Source organism: Streptomyces sp. NPDC016469 (assembly GCF_040632905.1).
Lineage (GTDB): Bacteria > Actinomycetota > Actinomycetes > Streptomycetales > Streptomycetaceae > Streptomyces.
This window is the reverse complement of sequence record NZ_JBEYCQ010000016.1, coordinates 98,098-116,243: the sequence shown is the minus strand read 5'-3', so window position 1 is coordinate 116,243 and position 18,146 is coordinate 98,098. Positions and strand designations below refer to the sequence as shown.

Sequence of the window (18,146 nt, the reverse complement as noted above, 5' to 3'; positions counted from 1 at the left end):
TGAAGGAGTCTAAAGGCAGGGGAGGGGCGTGGGGCTGCGGATGAGGGGGAGCTCTCACCAAGGTTTGGTGCGTACGTTGTACGGCTCCGACTCGCAGCGCGCCCCGCGGCGACCCGCCGGCGGGCCTCGGGCCCGCTCACCGCACGTTCGGCAGGACCGGCCGCAGACCGTTCCACCGGGCGATCTCGCACCCATTGGTACGCCTGAACGAGGCGTCGACGTGACGGCCGTGCCAGGTGCCGGTGACCCGGGCGGTGGATTCCCCGCCGTACTGCTGCGTACACATCGCGTCCCGGGGAACCGGCGCGAACGGGTCCGCGCCCTCCCCCTCCAGCTGATCCAGCCGCTCGCACGCCTGCGCCGCGACCGGGTGGCTCCCACCGGCCGGCCCGCACTCCAGCTCGTACCGGCCGTCGGCCTCCGGGTTCCCAGACCCGGCGACGACCACGGTGAGCCGCGTTCCGTCGCCGTCGTCCTGGAGGAGCGGCAGGGAGAGCGGCAGCGGGAAGGGCCCGGACGCGGCGGTGGCGGCGGGCGCGGCGGCGGACAGTGCGGCGAGGGACGCGACTGCGGTCAGGGCGAGACGGCGCATCATGGCGGACTCCTGTGGCGGAAGAACCTGCGGGGGCGGCGCCCCCGCCCTGCCTAACGCGCCACCCGCCCCGGCGTTGCGCACGGCAACCGCTTTGCCCTCGCGGTCGACCGCCTAGTACCGTAGGCCGCGATTGGTGGCGCGGCGTGCAGCTGTGTCATCATCTGCACGCACCACTCGCGCTCGCGCGGGCGTTGCGGATGGAGGCGTCGCCTAGTCCGGTCTATGGCGCCGCACTGCTAATGCGGTTTGGGGCTTACCCCCCATCGAGGGTTCAAATCCCTCCGCCTCCGCTCCACACCGAAGCCCCGGTCCCCAGGACCGGGGCTTCGGCCGTTCCCGGCCAGGCTCCCGGCGTTTGCCCAGCTCAGGCCGGGTGCGGCTAATGGATTTCGCGTCCCGGCGCAGGTCATGTAATGTTGTTCTCGCAACGCCGACGGGGCAGAAAAAACCCCGGAAGCACAAGCACTCGTAGCTTAACGGATAGAGCATCTGACTACGGATCAGAAGGTTGCAGGTTCGAATCCTGCCGAGTGCACAGCAGCCCGAAGGCCCTCAGGAGAAATCCTGAGGGCCTTCGGCGTTTGCGGGTGCGGAACCCCGGCCGCTTGGCAGCCGGCTCGGACTTCTGGCTCCGGTGAGTGGCCCCAGTACTCCAACTCGCCTCACTGGTTGCGGAGTTACCTTTCGGGGGAAGCCCTCCGGGTCGTCGGCGGCGCGACGGAGACTGGATCCTTCGCTGACGTGGCTGGGGGATTTCGTGGTCATCGAGTACATCCGGTATCGCATTGCGGAGCCGGAGCGGCGGGTTGCCTTCGAGGGGGCCTGTGCCAGGGCTGCCGGGGAGCTGGACAGGGCGCCGGAGTGCCTGGCGTACGAGCTGGGCCACGGGGTGGAGGAGCCGGAGCGGTACATCCTGCGGATCGAGTGGACCTCCCTGGAGGGCCATGAGCAGGGGTTCCGGGGGGGCCCGTGGTTTCCGTCCTTCCTGGCGTCCGTGCGGCCTTTCATCGGGGACATCGAGGAGATGAAGCACTACGAGCGGACCGCCGTCGTCTCCGGGGGAAGGGGCGACGCGGTGCGGGCGGAAACGCTGGCGGAGGCCGTCGGGGGGATCGAAGGGCTCCGGCGGCTGAGCAACGCGTTCTATGACGGGGTGCTGAGCGATCCGCTGCTGGCGCCCGTGTTCGCCGTCTTCAGCCGTACGCATATCGAGCATGTCGCCGTCTGGCTCGACGAGGTCTTCGGGGGCGCCACCCGGTACACGGATGATCTCGGCGGGCACCAGGCGCTCCTGAAGTCCCACCTGGGCATGGCCATCACCGAGGAACAGCGGGTGCGCTGGATGGAGCTGATGAGCGAGGCCGTCGCCAAGGAGCTGCCGGACGATGAACTGCTCCGGCGGCGCGTCATCGAGTACTTCGACCGGGGGACCCGGATCGCCCGAGACGTCTCCGCCGATCCCGTCGGCACCGACCTCGGGAACCCCGGGCCGACCCCTCGGTGGGGATGGGACGGGTTGGTCTGAGTCCGGAGGGGCGGCTTCGGCAACAGACCCCGGGCCCTCGGGCCCCCGGCTGACTTCGGCCAGAGGGTCGCGCAGTGCGATGCGCGGAGGGCCCGAGGGGGAGCCGCCCGCTCCCGCACCTCACCGCTCCGCGGCCGCCACCCGGGAGGCCGTTCCGGGCTGCTGCGCGACCGTGACCGGCCGGCGGCGGACCGGGATGCCGGTCGTCGGGTTCGCCACGCCCCAGGCGGCGCCCTTGCAGATCAGCTCCTTGTAGACGGCGGCGATCCGGCCCTTCAGCGCCGCCTTGACCGCGCGGTCGTCGGCGGTGACGTACTGGATGAGGCCGTCCTTGCGGCCCAGCGAGACGCACTGGTTGAAGTAGCGCAGCGGGGTGGACGGGATCTTGGTGCCGGTGAGGCGGGCCGCGAGGGCGTCGGCCGCCTGCCAGGCGGTGGGGACGCCCGAGGCGCAGGACATCCGCAGCGGCTTGCCGCCGGGGCCGGCGACGAGGGCCGCGTCCCCGATCGCGTACACATCGGGGTGCGAGACCGAGCGCATGGTCGCATCGACCACGATCTGGCCGGTCTCGGAGGTCTCCAGGGCGGTGGCCGCCGCCAGCGGGTGGACCGCGAAGCCGGTCGTCCAGACGGTGACCGCCGCCGGGAACGAGGTGCCCTTGGCCGTGGTGACGTAACCGGCGCCGACTTCCGCGACGGCGGTGTGCTCGTGGACGGTGATCCCGAGCCGGTCGACGACCTTGCGGACGTGGCGGCGGCCGGCGGGCGAGAGCCAGTCGCCGAGCCCGCCGCGCGCGGCGAGGGCGATGTCGAGGTCCGGGCGGGCCTCGGCGAACTCGGTCGCCGCCTCAAGGCCGGTCAGGCCGCCGCCGACGATCAGCACGGACTGGCCGGGCGCGAGGGCGGCCAGCCGGTCGCGCAGCCGGAGCGCGCCCGGGCGGCTCGCGATCTCGTGGGCGTGCTCGGCGGTCCCGGGGACGCCCTGAGTGTTCCAGGCGCTGCCGAGGGCGTAGACGAGGGAGTCGTACGCCAACTCCTCCTCGCCGTCCGCGCTCTCGACGGTGACGGCCTTGCGGTCGACGTCCACGGCGGTGACGCGGCCGACTTTCAGCTCCACGCCGGTCCCGGCGAACATCTCGGTGAAGGGGCGGAGCTTGAGGTCCTGGCCCGCCGCGAGCTGGTGCATGCGGACGCGCTCCACGAAGTCGGGCTCCGCGTTGACGAGGGTGACGGTGACGTCCTCGCGGCGCAGCCGCCTGGCGACGCGGCCCGCCGCGATGGCTCCGGCGTATCCGGCTCCGAGGACGATGATGCGGTGCTGCTGCATGTGCCTGCTCCTGTCTCGCGCGGGTTCGCCCCTGCGGGGTGGTTTCTCGCCCCTTGAACCGGGTAGCCCGCGCTTTCCTGACAGGAGAGTGATGTGACCCGCGTCACTACGTACTCAGAAGGCCGTGAGCAGCGGCTTTCCGTGTTCCATGGCGGCCCACTGCCGGGTCGCGCGTTCCAGTTTGTCCGGGTTGACCTGGTTGCGGAACGAGGCGATTCCCTCCGGAGTGACTTCTACACACATGACGCCGATGATCCGTTCGCCGACGACCGCCAGAACGGCGGTGGAACCGTTGGCGTGTGTCATGTGCAGTTCGACGGAGCCGCCGGTGAACGCGGTCTTCGCCTTGCCCGGCTTGAGCAGGCCGCGCATGAACGTCGCGACGGCCTTCGCGCCCTCGAACGCCTTGGCACGGGCGGGCACCTTCCCGCCGCCGTCGCCGATGGAGATCGCGTCGGCGGTCAGCAGCTCCACGAGCGGTTCGGTACGGCCGCCGGCGGCGGCGAGCAGGAACTCCTCGATGACCCGGCGGGCGGCGGCCTCGTCCACCTCGGTGCGCGTCCGGCCGTCGGCGATGTGCTTCTTCGCCCGGTGGTACACCTGCTGCACGGCGGATTCGCTCAGGTCCAGGATCTCCGCGATCTCCCGGTGCGGATAGCCGAACGCCTCGCGCAGCACGTAAACGGCCCGCTCGCCCGGTGTCAGCCGCTCCATGAGCGTGAGCACGGCGTACGAGACCGACTCGCGCTGTTCCACCGTGTCGGCGGGGCCGAGCATGGGGTCCCCGGTGAGCAGCGGCTCGGGCAGCCAGGCGCCCACGTACGTCTCGCGGCGGGCGCGGGCGGAGGTGAGCTGGTTGAGGCAGAGGTTGGTGAGGACCTTCGTCAGCCACGCCTCGGGGACCTCGATCCGCCCGGTGTCGGTGGCCTGCCAGCGCAGGTAGGTGTCCTGCACGGCGTCCTCGGCCTCGCTCGCCGAGCCCAGGAGGCGGTAGGCGATGGCCTCCAGCCGGGGCCTGGCCGCCTCGAACCGGTCCACGTCCTGCATGGTCGGGGTCATGCCAGGATCGTAGCGGCCGGGTGTGAGAGCGCCGGGGAACGGTGCCGCCGGGCGGGGCCGCCACGCGCGGGGTGTCACATGGTGGCCGGCGCGATGTTCTGGTTGGCGCGGAAGAAGTTGTCCGGGTCGTAGGTGCGCTTGGCGGCTGCCAGGCGCTCGTACGTGGTGCGGTAGGTGGAGCGGACCCGGTCCGGTTCCTCGGCCTCGCCGAGGAAGTTGACGTAGGCACCGCCCATGGAGTGGGGGTGCAGTTCGGTCCAGTAGTCGACGCACCACTGACGGATCGGTTCCGCGTTGGCGGGGTCGGGGTCGACACCCGCGATGACGCCGGACCACTCGGCGTCCCGGTAGGCCCATGGCGTCGCGTCGGAGGCGACCCGGTGGGCCGCACCGTCCACCGGATACAGGTGCATGGTCGACAGGCCGGTGGGAAGAGCGCGGCCGTACTTCTCGTGCACCTCGACCGCCGCGTCGGAGATCGAGTCGAAGAAGTCGCCGCGCCAGTACCACTGGAGTCCCTTGGGGATCAGGTCGTCGAACATCGACTGGAGCGCGGGGTAGGGCATGGGGCTGGTGAAGTGGAAGGCCGGTGGTGCCGGATCGCCGACCACCGAGAGGGTCTCCTCCAGCCGGTCGTCCGTGAGGTCACCGGTGCTGCACCAGATCACGGCGCACATCTTCCGGCCATGGATCTCCGCCGGGAACGGAGGAGCCGGCGGAACGGTCAGGAGGGCGAAGAACCCGTACAGATCCTCCGGCGCCGCGGGCAGGAAGTCGCGATACCAGCGCAGTACTTCGCCCGTGCGCTCGACCGGCCACACGGTCACTCCGGCGCCCACCGTGTCCACCGGATGCAGCCGGTAGGTGAACGAGGTGACAACGCCGAAGTTGCCGCCGCCGCCCCGCAGCGCCCAGAACAGATCGGGGTGGTCCGTCTCGGAGGCGGTCACGAAGCTGCCGTCGGCCAAGACGACGTCCGCGGACACCAGGCTGTCGATCGTGAGGCCGTACGCGCGGGTCAGATAGCCGTGGCCGCCGCCCAGCGTGAGGCCGCCCACGCCGGTGGTCGACATGATTCCGGCCGGTACGCCCAGGCCGAACGTGTGCGTGGCGTGGTCGAGATCGCCGAGCAGACCGCCTCCGCCCACCTGTGCCGTCCGCGCTTCGGGGTCGACGCGCACCGAGCGCATCGGCGACAGATCGAGGGTCAGCCCGTCCTCGACCAGGCACAGGCCGGGGCCGCTGTGTCCGCCGCCACGGACGGCCAGTTCGAGTCCGGCGTCCTGGGCGAAGGCGAGCGTGGCCCGTACGTCCGCCGCGTCGGTGCACCGGGCGATGGCGGCGGGGCGCCGGTCGATCATGGCGTTGTACAGGCTGCGACTCTCGTCGTAGTCCGCGTCCGCCGGAGTGGTGACTGTTCCTCGGAGAGTCGTACGCAGGCTGTCGAGGGCAGTGTTGTCGATGCTGGTCATGGGGGAACACCTCGGAGGGATGCAGATCGCGCACCCACTGCCTCCAGTGTGACCCACATCACGTCCCGGACCCAGGTGTGGGACCGTTGCCCGGTTCGCAATCGACCGTTTCCATCAGCCCGGGAGTCCGCGTATGGAATGGCAGTGCACCGGCCTCCGCTGGCCCGAGGGCTCCGACGGCCCCGCGCTGGGCTGGCGCAAGGGGACGCGGACGCGGGCGAGCGTCCTGGCGTACGGAAAGGAGTTCGGCTTCCGGGCGTCCGGCGAGCGGCGCTGCTCCGGGGCCCGGGGCAACGCGTGCCCGCTGGGTGCGGTGGTCCCGGCGGGCTCCACGGGCGGGCGCTGCCCGGAGTGCGGGCGGCTCGACCGGGCGCACTCGGTCGCCGCCGACACGATCCCGGACGACCCCCGGACGTACCGGGTGTACCTCGCGTGGTTCGGGCCCGGCATGGTGAAGGTCGGGATCACCGCCGAGGAGCGAGGCGCGGCACGGCTGCGGGAGCAGGGCGCGGTGGTCTTCAGCTGGCTGGGCCGGGGGCCGCTGATGGCGGCGCGCCGGGCCGAGGAGGTGCTGCGGGCGGCGCTCGGGGTTCCGGACCGCATCCCGTACGCCCGCAAGCGGGAGGTGCGGGCGTCCCTGCCGGACCCGGCGGAGCGGGCCGCCGAGGTCGCGGAGCTGTACGGCGAGGCGGCGGCCCTGGAGGGCGCCGGGTGGCCGGAGGCGCTGGAGCGGCTGCCGTTCGCGGCGGTCGACCACGCGGGGGTGTTCGGGCTGGGGGCGGGGTCCGGCCCCGTCCGCGCGGTGGCCGGGCTGGTGGACGGCGGCGCGGTGGCGGGGAGGCTCGTCGCGGCGGCCGGCCCCGACCTCCACCTGGACGCGGGCGGTCAGGGCGTCGTCATCGTGGACACGCGGCTGATGACCGGCTGGACGCTGACGGCGGCCGGGGCGGGCGCCGCCGGGGTCGGCGTGCCGACCGTCGTGGTGGGGGGTGGCGCGGCGCAGGACGGGCTGTTCTGAGAGGGTCGGCCGCATGGGTGACGATCACGACGACGTGATGCGGTTCCGGCAGCGGCTCGGGCTGCCCGGACTCATCGACGTGCACACGCATTTCATGCCGGAGCGGGTCCTGCGCAAGGTGTGGGCGTACTTCGACTCGGCGGGCCCGCTGACCGGGATGGAGTGGCCGATCGCCTACCGGCACGAGGAGGCGGAACGGCTCGCCCTGCTCCGCTCGTTCGGGGTGCTCCGCTTCACGTCGATGCTGTACCCGCACAAGCCGGGGATGGCGGCCTGGCTGAACGACTGGGCGGCCGGATTCGCCGCCCGGACGCCGGACTGCCTGCACACCGCGACGTTCTTCCCCGAGCCGGACGCCGGGCGCTATGTACGAGAGGCCGTCGAGGCGGGGGCCCGGGTCTTCAAGGCGCACCTCCAGGTCGGCGCGTACGACCCGAACGACCCGCTGCTCGACCCGGTGTGGGGCCTGCTCGCGGAGGCGGGCATCCCGGTCGTGACCCACTGCGGCTCGGGCCCGGCCCCCGGCAAGCACACCGGTCCCGGTCCCATCGGCCGCGTCCTCGCCCGTCATCCCCGGCTGCCGCTGATCGTGGCGCACATGGGCATGCCGGAGTACGCGGAGTTCCTGGCGCTCGCGGAGACGTACCCGGAGGTCCGGCTCGACACGACGATGGCGTTCACGGACTTCGTCGAGGAGTTCAGCCCGTTCCCGCCGGCGGAGCACGGGCGCCTCGCGGACCTCGGCGACCGTGTGCTGCTGGGCACGGACTTCCCGAACATCCCGTACCCGTACGCCCATCAACTGCACGCCCTGGAAAGGCTCGGCCTGGGTGACGACTGGCTGCGGGCCGTCTGTCACGACAACGCGAAGGCGCTGTTCGGCGTCTGAGATCCCCGCCGCGGCTTTCTCAGGGAATTCACAGAAACGGAAAAGAACTCTCTCAGAGCCGTCTCACAGGCTGGCGTCATGACGACGACGACCTCGCCCCAGGGGCGTACCGAACTGCTCAGGCCGGACCGTACCCCTGTGCGGGTGCTGGTCGTGGACGACGAGGCTTCGCTCACGGAGCTGCTGTCGATGGCGCTTCGTTACGAGGGCTGGGATGTGCGCAGTGCCGGGGACGGTGCGGCGGCCGTGCGTACGGCCCGCGCCTTCCGGCCCGATGTGGTGATCCTCGACGTGATGCTGCCCGACATGGACGGACTCGCCGTCCTCGGCAGGCTGCGGCGGGAACTGTCCGATGTGCCGGTGCTGTTCCTCACCGCGCGGGACTCCGTGGAGGACCGGATCGCCGGGCTCACGGCGGGCGGCGACGACTACGTCACCAAGCCGTTCAGCCTGGAGGAGGTCGTGGCCCGGCTGCGCGGCCTGATCCGGCGGTCGGGGACGGCGGCGGCGCGCAGCGAGTCGCAGCTCGTCGTGGGCGACCTGATGCTGGACGAGGACAGCCACGAGGTGAGCCGGGGCGGGAGGAACATCCACCTGACGGCGACCGAGTTCGAGCTGCTGCGGTTCCTGATGCGCAACCCGCGCCGGGTGCTCAGCAAGGCGCAGATCCTGGACCGGGTCTGGAACTACGACTTCGGTGGCCAGGCGAACGTGGTCGAGCTGTACATCTCCTACCTGCGCAAGAAGATCGACGCGGGCCGCACACCCATGATCCACACCCGGCGCGGGGCGGGGTACCTGATCAAGCCCGGTGAGTAGCGGAGTGCGGCGGCCGTGGACCCTGCGTACCCGCCTCGTGGTCTCGGCGGTGACACTGATCGCCGTCGTGGCCGCCGTGATCGGCTCGGTCACCGCGATCGCGTTCCACAGTTACATGTACGGGAAACTCGACGACCAGCTGCGGGACATCGCGGTCCGGGCGCAGCGGGTGCCGGGTGTTCCCGCGCCCAGGGGGCCGAAAACGTCCCCGGCGCATGATCCGCTCGGTTTCATCGGCATGGGCGGCCAGCCGCTGGAGACCTTCGGCGCGCTGGTCGAGCGGGGGGAGATCACGGACTCGGCCGTCGTGAAGGACGGCGGGTTCGACGCGGGCGAGAACACCGAACCGCTGACCGCCGCCCAGCGGGACGCCGTGGTGGCGGCCGGTGTCGCGGCGGACGACCGTGCGCACGACGTGGAGCTGCCCGGCCTGGGCGGTTACCGGGTGCGGACGGTGCCCACGAGCGACGGCGGCACGGTCCTCGTCGGCATCCCCACCACCGAGGTGAGCCGCGCGCTGGGCACCCTGATCCTGGTGGAGGTCTGCGTGACCGGCGCGGGGCTCGTCGCGGCGGGAATCGCGGGCGCGGCGATGGTCGGTGTGGCGCTCCGGCCGCTGCGCCGGGTGGCGGCGACCGCGACCCGGGTCTCGGAACTGCCCCTGCACAGCGGAGAGGTGGCCCTCCTCGAACGCGTCCCGGGAGCCGAGGCGGACCCGCGCACGGAGGTGGGCCAGGTCGGCGCGGCGCTGAACCGGATGCTGGGGCATGTGGGTTCGGCCCTGGACGCGCGGCAGCGCAGCGAGACACGGGTGCGCCAGTTCGTCGCGGACGCCAGTCACGAACTGCGGACCCCGCTGGCTTCGATACGCGGCTACGCCGAACTCACCCGGCGCGGCGGCGAGGACCCCGGTCCGGACACCCGGCACGCGCTCGGGCGCATCGAGGCGGAGGCGCAGCGGATGACGGGCATGGTCGAGGACCTGCTCCTGCTCGCCCGCCTGGACGCGGGCCGCCCGCTCTCGTACGAGAGCACCGATCTCTCGCCGCTGGTCGTGGACGCGGTGAGCGACGCCCGCGCGGCGGACCGCGCCGAGCCCGCCCGCCACTGGCGCCTGGACCTCCCGGACGCCCCGGCGACGGTCCGCGCCGACCCCACCCGCATCCACCAGGTCCTGGTCAACCTCCTGGCCAACGCCCGCACCCACACCCCGCCGGGCACCACGGTCACCGCCCGCGTCCTGGCCGGCCCCGCCGCCCCCTGGGTCACCCTGGAGATCCAGGACGACGGCCCCGGCATCCCCCCGGACCTCCTCCCCCACGTGTTCGAACGCTTCGCCCGGGGCGACGCCTCCCGCTCCCGCCACGCCGGCTCCACGGGCCTCGGCCTCGCGATCGTCCAGGCGGTGGTGACGGCCCACGACGGCGCGGTGGAGGTGCGGTCGGTGCCGGGGGAGACGGTGTTCGCGGTGCGGCTGCCGGTGGCGGGGGCGTGGACGGCTCCCGCCGGATGACCAGGGCCGGGCAGGCGGGGCGCCGGACATCCGTGGCTCCCGTCCAGCGGGTCAGCGTCTCGAAGCCGTTGTCACCGCAGTACGTCACGATCAGGCCCAGCGCCCCGGACTCGTTGCTGTTCACCGCTGCCGCTGTGGCCTCCGCCGGCGTGCGGCCCGCGCCCACGGCGGCTGCGCCCGCAGCCGCCGCCGACGCATGCGTCCGCCGGTTCCACAGGCGCGCCACAGCCTCACCACACGCCTGTGACAGCGCCGTTCGCGACTGTCGACGGCATGCGAACTGAGACTCCTTGGAGCGCCCTGCCGGCCCGGGACCACGTCCTGGCCGGGGTGGGGGGTGCGGCGGGTGTGCCCGTGCTCGATGTGGTGGTGCCCGTCTACAACGAGGAGAAGGACCTCGAACCGTGCGTGCTGCGGCTGCACGAGCACCTGGCCCGCACCTTCCCGTACGCCTTCCGGATCACCGTCGCCGACAACGCGAGCACCGACCGGACGCCCGAGGTGGCGGAGCGGCTCGCGCGGTCGCTGCCGGGTGTGCGGTCCTTCCGGCTGGAGGAGAAGGGGCGCGGCCGTGCGCTGCGGACCGTGTGGACGCACTCGGACGCGCCGGTGCTCGCGTACATGGACGTCGATCTGTCCACCGACCTCAACGCGCTGCTTCCGCTGGTGGCGCCGCTGATCTCCGGGCACTCCGACCTCGCCATCGGGTCGCGGCTCGCGCGGAGTTCGCGGGTGGTGCGGGGGACGAAGCGGGAGTTCATCTCGCGGGCGTACAACATCATCCTGCGTTCGTCGCTGGCCGCGCGGTTCAGCGACGCGCAGTGCGGGTTCAAGGCGATCCGGCGGGAGGTCGCGCAGCGGTTGCTGCCGATGGTGGAGGACACCGGCTGGTTCTTCGACACCGAGATGCTGGTGCTCGCCGAACGGGCCGGGCTGCGCATCCACGAGGTGCCCGTCGACTGGGTGGACGACCCCGACTCCACGGTCCACATCGTCCGGACCGCCACCGAGGACCTGAAGGGCGTGTGGCGGGTGGGGCGGGCGCTGGCAGTCGGCGCGCTTCCGCTGGACCGGCTGGCGCGGCCCTTCGGGGACGATCCGCGCGACCGGGCGATCGGCGGGGTGCCGGGCGGGCTCGCCCGGCAGCTCGTCGGGTTCTGTGTCGTGGGCGCCCTGTCCACGCTGTTCTACCTGGCGCTGTACTCCCTCTTCCGGCTCGGCACCGGTCCCCAGCTCGCCAATGGGGCCGCGCTCCTCGTTTCGGCCGTCGCGAACACCGCCGCGAACCGGAGGCTCACCTTCGGGGTACGTGGCCGGGGCGGCGCGGTCCGTCACCAGGCGCAGGGACTCGTGGTGTTCGCCATCGGGCTCGCCCTGACCAGCGGTTCGCTGGCGGCCCTGGGCGCGGCCTCCGGCTCGCCCTCGCACAGCACCGAGCTCGCGGTGCTCATCGCGGCGAACCTCGCGGCGACGGTGCTGCGTTTCCTGCTCTTCCGCGCCTGGGTCTTCCCGGACCGGGAGCGGGGAAACGCGGCGACGGCTCCTGGGCCGACCGCGTCGTACCCGGCAGACCCCGCGCACGACGCCGCCGTTCCCGTACCCCTTCCCACCGAAACCACCCCCGACCCGAGGGACGCCCGATGACCACGCTCGATCCTGCCTACGCTCCGGCCGCCCGGCCGGACACCCCCCCGGGGCACGCACGGGCCGGTGCCTCCCTGCCCCGCCGGATCTGGCGCGGCCGGGCCGAGGACGCGCCCTGGGTACGCCCCGCCTTCCTGGCCCTGCTGCTCGTCATCACGCTGGCCTACCTCTGGAACCTCAGCGCCTCCGGCTACGCCAACTCCTTCTACTCCGCCGCCGTGCAGGCCGGCAGCCGCAGCTGGAAGGCGTTCTTCTTCGGCTCGCTCGACGCGGCCAATGCCATCACCGTCGACAAACCGCCGGCCACCCTGTGGCCCATGGCCCTGTCGGTGCGGCTCTTCGGGCTCAGCTCCTGGGCGATCCTCGCCCCGCAGGTGGTGATGGCCGCCGCCACGGCCGGGGTGCTGTACGCGGCCGTGCGCCGCAGGTTCGGTGCCGCCGCCGGGCTCATCACCATGGCGGTGTTCGCGCTGACGCCCGTCGCCGCGCTGATGTTCCGCTTCAACAACCCGGACGCGCTGCTCGCGCTGCTGATGACCGTCACGGTCTACTGCGTGCTGCGCGCGATGGAGAAGGGCCGCACGAAGTGGCTGGTGTGGGCGGGCGTCGCGGTGGGAATCGCGTTCCTGTCGAAGACCCTCCAGGCGTTCCTGATCCTGCCGCCGCTGGCCGTGCTGTACGCGGTGTTCGCACCGGTGTCCGTACGCAAGAGGTTCGGGCAGCTCGGTCTCTCCGCGCTCGCCATGGTCGTCGCGGGCGGCTGGTGGGTGGCGGCAGTCGAACTGTGGCCCGCCTCCTCACGCCCGTACATCGGCGGGTCGCAGAACAACTCGTTCCTGGAGCTGACCTTCGGCTACAACGGGCTCGGCCGGATCAACGGCGAGGAGACCGGCAGCGTCGGTGGCGGGGGCGGCCGGGGCGGCGGTGGTCAGTGGGGTGAGACCGGCATCGGCCGGATGTTCGACTCCGAGGTGGGCGCCCAGATCTCCTGGCTGCTGCCCGCCGCCCTGATCCTGCTCGTGGCCGGAATCCGGCTGACCTGGCGAGTGAAGCGGACGGACACCGCCCGGGCGGCGTTCCTCGCGTGGGGCGGTTCGCTGCTGATGACGGCCGCGGTGTTCAGCTTCATGGCCGGGATCTTCCACCAGTACTACACGGTGGCCCTGGCCCCCTATCTGGCCGCGCTGATCGGCATGGGCGTCACGGTCCTGTGGGAGGAGCGGGCCCGCTGGTGGGCGGGCGCCGTGCTCGCGGGGACCGTCGCGGTGACGGCGTACTGGGCTCACGTCCTGCTCGGCCGCACCCCGGACTACCAGCCGTGGCTGCGGACGGCCGTCCTCGTCACCGGCCTCGTGGCGGCGGTGGGCCTGCTGCTCGCTGGGCGGCTCGGCCGGCAACTGGCGCTGCTCACCGTGGTGCTGGGCTTCGCCGCGTCGCTCGCCGGGCCGGCCGCGTACACCATGAGCACCCTGAACACGGGCCACCAGGGCTCCATCGTCACGGCCGGCCCGTCCTCGGGCGGCATGGGCGGCGGACCGGGCGGCGGGGGCGGCCGAGGCGGCCCGGGAGGCGGCGGACCCGGCGGCATGCCCCCGGGGCAGGGCGGCACCAATCAGGGCACCGGCATGGGCCAACCCCCCACCGGCACCCCGCCCGGCCAGGGGACGGGCCGGAACCAGGACCAGCCCCCCACGCAGAACGGCGGAAACGCCCAGACCGGCGGCTCCAGCCAGAACGGCCGTCGCGGCACCTTCCCCGGCATGGGCGAACGCGGCGGCCCGGGCGGCGGCATGGGCGGTCTCCTCAACGGCGCGTCCGTCGACTCCGAGGCCAAGGCGCTCCTGGAGAAGAACGCCGGTGACTACACCTGGGCCGCCGCGGCCATCGGCTCCCAGAACGCCGCGAGCTACCAACTCGCCACCGAGGAGCCCGTCATGGCGATCGGCGGCTTCAACGGAAGCGACCCGTCCCCGACGCTCGCGGAGTTCAAGAAGTACGTCGAGGACGGCCGCATCCACTACTTCGTCTCGGGCGGCGGCATGGGCGGAGGCGGCATGGGCGGCAGTGGCACCGCCTCGCAGATCTCCTCCTGGGTGGAGAAGAACTACAAGGAGGTGACAGCGGGCAGCGCCACCTTCTACGACCTCACCCAGCCGAAGACGGCCGGCTGACGGTTCGCGAACTCAGCGCCGCAGCAACAGATCGGCCACGACAGGGCGGTGGTCCGAGGCAAGAGTCTCGGCCACCGCCGCGCCGCGTACCCGCACGGTGTCCTTCGAAACGGCCACGTAGTCGATCCGCTGCACCGGATTCCGCGCCGGGTAGGTCGGGCCGCCCGGCTCGATGTCGGTCAGCTCGTTCCACAGCGGCGCCAGCTCGGGCGCGGTCGGCGGCGCGTTGAAGTCGCCGAGCAGGATCTGCCGCACCGGCCGCCGCTCGTGCGCCTGGTCCTCCGCCATGATCCGCCGCGTGTCCGCGACCTGGGCGACGCGTACGGACGGGTCGCCCCGGTAGTCGAGGTGCGTCGCGTACACATGGACGGGCAGCCCGCGCACCTTCAGCACCACCTCGCCGAAGCCGGGCGCGGGCGCCGGGACCGGGTTCGGGTCCTGCGTGGAGAGCCGGGTCAGATCGTGGTTCTCGGCGCTCACGATCCGGTACCGGGACAGCACGGCGACGCCGAACTCCCGCCGCGGCCCGCCCTCCTGCACCGGGTCGAGGCTGTAGATCGGCGCGAAGGACACGTGCATCCGAAGGCGCCGGCCCAGCTCGGCCGCCAGGTCCCGCCACTCGCTGCGGTCGCCCCAGTGGACGTCCACCTCCTGGAGCCCGATCACATCCGCGTCCAGGGCGCGCAGCGCGGCCACCTGCCGGTCGAGATCGAAGACGTTGTCCATGCCCGACCCGGCATGGATGTTGTACGTGGCGACGCGCAGCGGGACCGACTGCCCGGGCGCCTGCCCGTGCCCCGCCGCCGTCGCGGGAGGCGCGAGCGCGGCCACCGACAACCCAGCGGCTACCAGGACTTCCACCGTACGACGACGCAGTGACATATCACTCCAGCTTCCGGGGCAGGTCGTATCCGATGCGGCGACCGGCACCGTACCCATGAGCGGACACTTGTACGCCCCAACCACCCCGATCCCCGGCCGATCAGGCCACGACAGCGGCATAGCATCGGGCCGGGCCCGCCGGACCGTACGCCTCCGCTTCAGGGGCACACGCGGTACGCGGCCGGCCCGTCCGTCCCGCCGGCGAGACGAGGGAGTGCGCCATGGTGTCCGCGGCCGACCGCAGGAAGAACCCTGTCCGGTCCAGCGTGTGGCTGGAGACCCGGCAGCCCGCGCGCTCCCGCCGCACGGACCAGCCGGCCGGGCTCGACCGGGACCGGATCACCGCGGCCTCGGTCCGGCTGCTGGACGCCGAGGGCCTGGCGAAGTTCTCCATGCGCCGGCTGGCGGCCGAGCTGAACGTGACGGCGATGTCCCTGTACTGGTACGTGGACACCAAGGACGACCTGCTGGAACTGGCCCTCGACGCGGTCTACAGCGAGATCGCGCCGCCACCCGGTGACGCCCCCTGGCAGGACCGGCTGCGCGCGGTGGCGGCGGCGTACCGGGGGCTGCTGGTGCGGCACGTCTGGGTCTCGCCGCTCGCGGGCCGGTTCCTCAACCTCGGCCCGCACGCGCTGCTGGTGACCCGCACCGTGCAGGACGTGATCCGGGCGACCGGGCTGCCGCCGGAGGACCGGGGCGGCGCGCTGTCGGCGGTCTTCCAGTTCGTGTACGGATTCGGCACGGCCGAGGGCCGGTTCGCGCGGCGGAGCGCGGAGGCGGGGCTCACCCAGGACGAGTACGTCCGGCAGGCGGTGGCGGCGATCCAGGAGCAGCCCCGGCTCGACGGCTTCGTGGAGGACTCGCCGGGCCTGACGGCGGCGCGCGGCGGGGCCACCGTGGAGGAGACGCGCGAGCGTGACTTCGCCTTCGCGCTGGACCTGCTGATCGCGGGGATCGACGCGATGCGGGAGCGCGCTCAGTAGCCCCGGGAGGTGTCCACGGCGAGGGCCGGGACCCGCCCCGCAGCCAGCTCCCGCAGGCACGCCGCGAAGTCCGTGACGATGTCCTCGTCCGCCGTGATCCCCGCGGAGTGCGAGGTGACGACCGTACGCGGCAGCCGCCAGCACGCGTCCCCGGGCGCCGCCGGCTCGTCGGCCAGCACATCGAGCACCGCCCGCCCCACCGCCCCGGAACGCAACGCCCCTTCCAGTGCTCCCAGGTCCACCGTCGCGCCCCGCCCCACATTGAGGAACGTCGCCCCGCCCATCGCGGCGAACCGGTCCGCCCCGAAGTAGCCGCTGGTCGCCCCGGTCAGCGGGAGCGCGGCGACCACCCAGCGGGCGGCGACCGGTTCGTCCGCCGGGACCACCGCGTCGAAGCCGGGCGGCACCGGACGCGGGGTGCGGGCGGCGGCCACGGTCCGGATGCCACAGGCCCGGAGCAGCGTGGCGACGGCGGAGCCGATGCGGCCGATCCCGTGCACCACGGCGGTCTGTCCGGCGACGAGTTCGGAGTCGATGCGGCGCCACTCGGCGCGGGCGTGCTGGGCGGCGAACTCCGGGACCGACTGGCACTCCGCGAGCACCCAGCCCAGCACGTACTGCGCGATCCGCTCGCCCATCCGGCCCACGGTCCGGGTCAGCGGCACGCCGTCCGGCCACGGCCGTGCGCGCAGCAGGGCGTCCGTGCCCGCGTTGACGCTGTGGAACCAGACCAGGTCCGCCCCGCGCACCGCGTCGGGCAGCGTGGCACCCACGTACACGAAGGGGCCCTCACCGGGGCCGCGTACGACGGGCCGCCCGGTGGCCGACGACAGCCCGCGCACGGCGGCCTCGCCGACCTCGGGCCCGGCGACGATCCGGGCCCGGTCGAGCAGGGCGGGGGAGATCACGGGGCGAGGTGGGCCGGGAAGCCGCCGGTGGCGACGGGGCCCCAGCGCTCCGGGGTGATCCGGATGATCGACTTCCCCTGCTTCACCATCGCCGCCCGGTACTCGTCCCAGTCGGGGTGCTCGCCGGAGATGTTCCGGAAGTACTCGACCAGCGGTTCGACGGAGTCCGGTGCGTCGATGACCTCGGCCGACCCGTCGATCTGGACCCAGGGCCCGTTCCAGTCGTCCGACAGGACGATCACGCTGACCCGTGCGTCGCGCTTCGCGTTACGGGTCTTGGCGCGCTCGGGGTACGTGGAGACCACGATCCGGCCCGCGTCGTCCACGCCGCAGGTGAGCGGGGAGCCCTGGGGGCGGCCGTCGGCCCGGGTGGTCAGCAGGATCGCCCGGTGCCGGGGCCGTACGAAGTCCAGCAGTGCGTCGATGTCCACGGCGGTGTTGGTCGCGATGTTGGGTGCCATGGAACCGACCCTACGGCGGGGAGCCGTCAGGCGGCGGGCAGGGAATCGCCCTGCACGGCCTGGATGTCGAGCTCGACGCGGAGCGTGGTGCCGATCGCCGCGATGCCCGCCTGGACCACCTGGTTGTAGTTCATGGCGAAGTCCTCGCGGCGCAGTTCGGCGGTCGCGCGGAACGCCGCCCGCACCCCGCCCCACGGGTCGGGCCCGGTGCCGAGGTAGCTCAGGTCGAGGTCGATGGGGCGCGTCACGCCGCGCATCGTCAGCTCGCCGTGCACGGTCCAGCGGTCGGGCCCGGCCGGCGTCAGTCCGCCGGAGCGGTAGGTGATCTCGGGGAACCGGTCGGTGTCCAGGAAGTCGGGGGAGCGCAGGTGCTTGTCCCGCATGCCGTTGCCGGTGTCGATGCTCGCCGCGTCGATGACCGCCTCGACCCGGGAGCTCTGGAGGTCCTCGGAGATCTCGACGCGCCCGCCGAACGCGGTGAACCGGCCGTGCACGCTGGAGATCCCCAGGTGCTGGGCGACCGCGCCCACCGAGGAGTGCGCCGGGTCCAGCGACCAGGTGCCCGGCGGCGGCAGCTCGACGCCGCCCTGGCGGTTGAGCACCACCGTGCCCGCCTCGACCGTGCCGCTGGCCGTGACGAGGGCGGTGGAGGCGGCGGGGGCGTACCCGACCGCGGTCACGATCACCGTGTACGCGCCCGCGGACAGCGGGGTGTCGGCGCGTACCGCCCCGGCCTCGTCGGCGGCGGCGCGCAGCACCTGCGTGCCGGTCATGTCGGTGACCGTCACGACCGCGTGCTGCACGGCCCAGCCGTCCCGCGTCCGTACCTGTGCGCGAAGTCCCATCCCGTTCTCTCTCCTTGCTCATGACCCGTCCGT

16 protein-coding genes and 2 tRNA genes are annotated in these 18,146 nt (G+C 72.8%); 10 read left to right on the top strand and 8 right to left on the bottom strand.

The genetic code is table 11. The annotated features are described in order from the left end of the window. Nucleotides 1-136: 136 nt before the first annotated feature. A complete protein-coding gene (locus tag ABZ565_RS19990) occupies nucleotides 137-595 on the bottom strand; it encodes an SSI family serine proteinase inhibitor (protein WP_361028250.1) in 459 nt (152 codons plus the stop codon). A gap of 199 nt (nucleotides 596-794) precedes the next feature. On the opposite strand from ABZ565_RS19990, the gene ABZ565_RS19985 reads away from it, so the two are divergent. From ABZ565_RS19985 to ABZ565_RS19975, 3 genes are all read left to right on the top strand, one after another. Beyond that, nucleotides 795-885, top strand: a tRNA-Ser gene (locus tag ABZ565_RS19985). Between the two features lie 172 nt (nucleotides 886-1,057). Continuing rightward, nucleotides 1,058-1,130, top strand: a tRNA-Arg gene (locus ABZ565_RS19980). Nucleotides 1,131-1,352: 222 nt separating this feature from the next. Next, nucleotides 1,353-2,120, top strand: coding sequence for an antibiotic biosynthesis monooxygenase (locus tag ABZ565_RS19975; protein WP_361028247.1), 768 nt, complete (start codon nucleotides 1,353-1,355; stop codon nucleotides 2,118-2,120). Nucleotides 2,121-2,240: 120 nt separating this feature from the next. Here ABZ565_RS19975 and ABZ565_RS19970 read toward each other — a convergent pair whose 3' ends face one another. The 3 genes from ABZ565_RS19970 to ABZ565_RS19960 form a co-directional block, all read right to left on the bottom strand. Then, nucleotides 2,241-3,446: an FAD-dependent oxidoreductase gene (locus tag ABZ565_RS19970; RefSeq protein WP_361028244.1), complete on the bottom strand. Its 1,206-nt coding sequence runs from the start codon at nucleotides 3,444-3,446 to the stop codon at nucleotides 2,241-2,243. Nucleotides 3,447-3,560: 114 nt separating this feature from the next. Then, a complete protein-coding gene (gene sigJ / locus ABZ565_RS19965; RefSeq protein ID WP_361028241.1) occupies nucleotides 3,561-4,505 on the bottom strand; it encodes an RNA polymerase sigma factor SigJ in 945 nt (314 codons plus the stop codon). 74 nt (nucleotides 4,506-4,579) lie between these two features. Beyond that, nucleotides 4,580-5,977, bottom strand: a complete 1,398-nt coding sequence (locus ABZ565_RS19960; RefSeq protein WP_361028238.1) for an FAD-binding oxidoreductase — start codon at nucleotides 5,975-5,977, stop codon at nucleotides 4,580-4,582. 133 nt (nucleotides 5,978-6,110) lie between these two features. Between ABZ565_RS19960 and ABZ565_RS19955 the strand changes: the two genes are divergently transcribed. From ABZ565_RS19955 to ABZ565_RS19930, 6 genes are all read left to right on the top strand, one after another. Next, entirely contained in the window at nucleotides 6,111-6,995 is an 885-nt protein-coding gene (locus ABZ565_RS19955) for a DUF2797 domain-containing protein (RefSeq protein WP_361028235.1), read from the top strand. 13 nt (nucleotides 6,996-7,008) lie between these two features. Continuing rightward, nucleotides 7,009-7,884 (top strand): amidohydrolase family protein, encoded by an 876-nt coding sequence (locus ABZ565_RS19950; RefSeq protein WP_361028232.1) that lies wholly within the window; start codon nucleotides 7,009-7,011, stop codon nucleotides 7,882-7,884. A 78-nt stretch (nucleotides 7,885-7,962) separates the two neighbouring features. Continuing rightward, entirely contained in the window at nucleotides 7,963-8,703 is a 741-nt protein-coding gene (locus tag ABZ565_RS19945) for a response regulator transcription factor (RefSeq protein ID WP_361028229.1), read from the top strand. Between the two features lie 4 nt (nucleotides 8,704-8,707). Then, nucleotides 8,708-10,216, top strand: coding sequence for a HAMP domain-containing sensor histidine kinase (locus tag ABZ565_RS19940; RefSeq protein WP_361028460.1), 1,509 nt, complete (start codon nucleotides 8,708-8,710; stop codon nucleotides 10,214-10,216). A gap of 273 nt (nucleotides 10,217-10,489) precedes the next feature. Then, nucleotides 10,490-11,860 carry a bifunctional glycosyltransferase family 2/GtrA family protein gene (locus ABZ565_RS19935; protein WP_361028226.1) on the top strand — a complete coding sequence of 457 codons (1,371 nt, stop codon included), beginning with the start codon at nucleotides 10,490-10,492 and terminating at the stop codon, nucleotides 11,858-11,860. After that, nucleotides 11,857-14,031, top strand: a complete 2,175-nt coding sequence (locus ABZ565_RS19930) for a glycosyltransferase family 39 protein (RefSeq protein WP_361028223.1) — start codon at nucleotides 11,857-11,859, stop codon at nucleotides 14,029-14,031. Before ABZ565_RS19935 ends, ABZ565_RS19930 begins: the two co-directional genes overlap by 4 nt. 12 nt (nucleotides 14,032-14,043) lie before the next feature. On the opposite strand, the gene ABZ565_RS19925 is transcribed toward ABZ565_RS19930, so the two are convergent. Next, nucleotides 14,044-14,913 (bottom strand): endonuclease/exonuclease/phosphatase family protein, encoded by an 870-nt coding sequence (locus tag ABZ565_RS19925; RefSeq protein WP_361028220.1) that lies wholly within the window; start codon nucleotides 14,911-14,913, stop codon nucleotides 14,044-14,046. A gap of 221 nt (nucleotides 14,914-15,134) precedes the next feature. On the opposite strand from ABZ565_RS19925, the gene ABZ565_RS19920 reads away from it, so the two are divergent. Beyond that, nucleotides 15,135-15,899, top strand: a complete 765-nt coding sequence (locus ABZ565_RS19920) for a TetR/AcrR family transcriptional regulator (protein WP_361028217.1) — start codon at nucleotides 15,135-15,137, stop codon at nucleotides 15,897-15,899. Here the strand turns inward: ABZ565_RS19920 and ABZ565_RS19915 are convergent. The 3 genes from ABZ565_RS19915 to ABZ565_RS19905 are packed head-to-tail and all read right to left on the bottom strand — an operon-like array spanning nucleotide 15,893 to nucleotide 18,113. After that, nucleotides 15,893-16,807 (bottom strand): NAD(P)-dependent oxidoreductase, encoded by a 915-nt coding sequence (locus ABZ565_RS19915; RefSeq protein WP_361028214.1) that lies wholly within the window; start codon nucleotides 16,805-16,807, stop codon nucleotides 15,893-15,895. The two genes, ABZ565_RS19920 and ABZ565_RS19915, sit on opposite strands and share 7 nt — an antisense overlap. Continuing rightward, nucleotides 16,804-17,268 carry a PPOX class F420-dependent oxidoreductase gene (locus ABZ565_RS19910; RefSeq protein WP_361028212.1) on the bottom strand — a complete coding sequence of 155 codons (465 nt, stop codon included), beginning with the start codon at nucleotides 17,266-17,268 and terminating at the stop codon, nucleotides 16,804-16,806. The genes ABZ565_RS19915 and ABZ565_RS19910 overlap by 4 nt, the downstream gene beginning before the upstream one ends. Before the next feature lie 26 nt (nucleotides 17,269-17,294). Then, nucleotides 17,295-18,113, bottom strand: a complete 819-nt coding sequence (locus ABZ565_RS19905) for a YceI family protein (protein WP_361028209.1) — start codon at nucleotides 18,111-18,113, stop codon at nucleotides 17,295-17,297. Nucleotides 18,114-18,146 lie beyond the last annotated feature (33 nt).

Excerpts from the sequence above, each read along its gene's own strand:
- ABZ565_RS19990 (WP_361028250.1), bottom strand. The coding sequence starts at position 595 with ATGATGCGCCGTCTCGCCCTGACCGCAGTCGCGTCCCTCGCCGCACTG.
- ABZ565_RS19970 (WP_361028244.1), bottom strand. The coding sequence starts at position 3,446 with ATGCAGCAGCACCGCATCATCGTCCTCGGAGCCGGATACGCCGGAGCC.
- sigJ (WP_361028241.1), bottom strand. The coding sequence starts at position 4,505 with ATGACCCCGACCATGCAGGACGTGGACCGGTTCGAGGCGGCCAGGCCC.
- ABZ565_RS19960 (WP_361028238.1), bottom strand. The coding sequence starts at position 5,977 with ATGACCAGCATCGACAACACTGCCCTCGACAGCCTGCGTACGACTCTC.
- ABZ565_RS19955 (WP_361028235.1), top strand. The coding sequence starts at position 6,111 with ATGGAATGGCAGTGCACCGGCCTCCGCTGGCCCGAGGGCTCCGACGGC.
- ABZ565_RS19950 (WP_361028232.1), top strand. The coding sequence starts at position 7,009 with ATGGGTGACGATCACGACGACGTGATGCGGTTCCGGCAGCGGCTCGGG.
- ABZ565_RS19945 (WP_361028229.1), top strand. The coding sequence starts at position 7,963 with ATGACGACGACGACCTCGCCCCAGGGGCGTACCGAACTGCTCAGGCCG.
- ABZ565_RS19935 (WP_361028226.1), top strand. The coding sequence starts at position 10,490 with ATGCGAACTGAGACTCCTTGGAGCGCCCTGCCGGCCCGGGACCACGTC.
- ABZ565_RS19930 (WP_361028223.1), top strand. The coding sequence starts at position 11,857 with ATGACCACGCTCGATCCTGCCTACGCTCCGGCCGCCCGGCCGGACACC.
- ABZ565_RS19925 (WP_361028220.1), bottom strand. The coding sequence starts at position 14,913 with ATGTCACTGCGTCGTCGTACGGTGGAAGTCCTGGTAGCCGCTGGGTTG.
- ABZ565_RS19920 (WP_361028217.1), top strand. The coding sequence starts at position 15,135 with ATGGTGTCCGCGGCCGACCGCAGGAAGAACCCTGTCCGGTCCAGCGTG.
- ABZ565_RS19910 (WP_361028212.1), bottom strand. The coding sequence starts at position 17,268 with ATGGCACCCAACATCGCGACCAACACCGCCGTGGACATCGACGCACTG.
- ABZ565_RS19905 (WP_361028209.1), bottom strand. The coding sequence starts at position 18,113 with ATGGGACTTCGCGCACAGGTACGGACGCGGGACGGCTGGGCCGTGCAG.